General features: G+C 73.5%; 1 protein-coding gene. It reads left to right on the top strand.

Features of this window, described 5'->3' with window-relative positions:
• Positions 1–260, top strand: a 260-nt coding sequence (locus KVT44_RS56285; RefSeq protein WP_368857622.1) for a hypothetical protein, incomplete at both ends; no start/stop codon positions are given.

A 260-nucleotide genomic window follows, 5' to 3' on the forward strand; every position in this document is an offset into this window, starting at 1 on the left:
ACTGGCCGAATCGCGCGACCACCCCCTGGACGAGGGTCAGCAGGCCATCGTCGGCGCGCTCACCGACCCCTCCCGCCCCCTGGAGGACGTGTGCGACCACGTCCTCAACCCCCTCGACACCCACCACGGCGAGGACGACATCGCACTGCTGATGGCTCGCGTCCAGGGGCTGCCCGCCGATTCCGCCGGCGACTGGACGCTGCCGCGCGAGCCGCGCAGTGTGGGGCGGGCCCGTGAGTACGCGCGCACCCAGCTCACCG

The organism is Streptomyces sp. GbtcB7 (assembly GCF_019091445.1).
Classification (GTDB): Bacteria; Actinomycetota; Actinomycetes; order Streptomycetales; family Streptomycetaceae; genus Streptomyces; species Streptomyces mirabilis.